Origin of the sequence: Streptomyces sp. NPDC049915 (genome assembly GCF_040656475.1) — a bacterium.
Classification (GTDB): Bacteria; Actinomycetota; Actinomycetes; order Streptomycetales; family Streptomycetaceae; genus Streptomyces.
Genome location: NZ_JBFAMH010000082.1, coordinates 1 through 1,451, shown reverse-complemented (window position 1 = coordinate 1,451; position 1,451 = coordinate 1). Strand labels below are relative to the sequence as shown.

The following is a 1,451-nucleotide window of genomic DNA, read 5'->3' as shown; positions in this document are numbered from 1 at the left end:
CTAGTAGTGCTTGGTCAGGTCGGTATCGGTTGTGGCATGTCGCGGTGACAGGTGGGGCAGGCGCCGGTCCAGACCGCGAGGACTAGCTGCAGTTCGCGGGCGACCTTGTAGAGGCTCAGGCCGACGCCGTCTCTTTTGGGGACCGGGTGATGCGCTGGAGGGTGCAGAAGGCGTGCGCGACGGAGACGAGGGTGACGTGGTGGTGCCAGCCTCGCCAGGTGCGGCCCTCGAAGTGGGCCAGGCCCAGGACCTGCTTCATCTCGCGGTAGTCGTGCTCGATGCGCCAGCGCAGTTTCGCGGTGCGCACGAGGGTGGGCAGTGGGGTGTCGGCGGGCAGGTTGGACAGCCAGAACTGGACCGGTTCGGGCTCGGTGGCGGGCCATTCGGCCAGCAGCCAGCGCACGGGCAGTTCGGGTCCCTCGGTGTTCCTGCGGATCTCGCGTCCGGCGGGCCGGATCCGCAGGGCCACGAACCGCGAGTACATCCGCTTCAAGCCGCTGCGGCCGCTGCCCGGGCGGGAGCCTTCCCGCCACTGCACTGGCTTCGCGGCCCGCTTGCCGGCCTCCATGACCAGCTTCTTCACGGCCTGGGCCGGCTTCGGGTAAACGGGCTGCGGCCGAGGCCCGCGACCGCCGTAGGGCGGGATATGGGGCCTGGCTTCTTCCGGCTGGGCAGTGGTCGTGGTGGAGATGCCCACCACGTAGTCAAGGGCGCGTTCCTCCAGGCCGAGGCGGAAAGCTGCGGCATCGCCGTAGCCTCCGTCGGCGACGACGAGGGGTACCTCGATGCCCCATGCCCTCGTCTCGTCGATCATGTCCAGGGCCAGCTGCCACTTCTCGACATGACCGACCTCTTCGGGGATGCCGCACTTCGTGCGGCGGGCGACCTTGGCTGGATCGGCCTTCGGCGAGGCGGGGTCCCAGCTTTCGGGCAGGAACAGGCGCCAGTCCACGGCCGCCGACGCTGCATCGGATGCCAGATGCAGCGACACCCCGGCCTGGCAGTTGGTGACCTTGCCCGCGGTGCCGGTGTACTGCCGGGCCACGCAGGCAGAGGCGTCCCCATCCTTGAGGAAGCCGGTGTCATCGACGATCAGCGCGGTGGGTTTGATCATCCGCTGCATCCGCCAGGCCAGCCGGGCCCGCACATGCGCTGCGTCCCACGGACTGGTGGTGATGAAGTGGGCCAGGGCCTGTCGGTTGCCGTCCTCGCCCAAGCGGGCGGCCATCGGCTCCACCGACTTGCGCCGCCCGTCCAGCAGCAGCCCCCGCAGATAGACCTCGCCCCACCGGCGCTGATCCGCCCGCGCGAACGGCTCGAACATCTCCGCCGCGAAGTCCTCGAGATCACACCGGACCGCGGCCAACTCCCCACCCAGCACACCCGCTCAACGACCGAACCGATCAAACGGACACGCCACCGGCGAATGAACCTGACCAAGCACTACTAGT

The 1,451-nt window shown here is 69.1% G+C and carries 1 protein-coding gene; it reads right to left on the bottom strand.

Annotated features, from left to right (window positions below; all coding sequences use genetic code 11):
* Positions 1–115: 115 nt before the first annotated feature.
* On the bottom strand, positions 116–1,324 hold the full coding sequence (locus tag AB0J12_RS39630; protein ID WP_363269662.1) for an IS701 family transposase: 1,209 nt from the start codon (positions 1,322–1,324) through the stop codon (positions 116–118).
* Between the last annotated feature and the right edge of the window lie 127 nt (positions 1,325–1,451).

Bases quoted from the DNA above. Each gene is read 5' to 3' on its own strand.
- AB0J12_RS39630 (WP_363269662.1), bottom strand. From the start codon at position 1,324: ATGTTCGAGCCGTTCGCGCGGGCGGATCAGCGCCGGTGGGGCGAGGTC.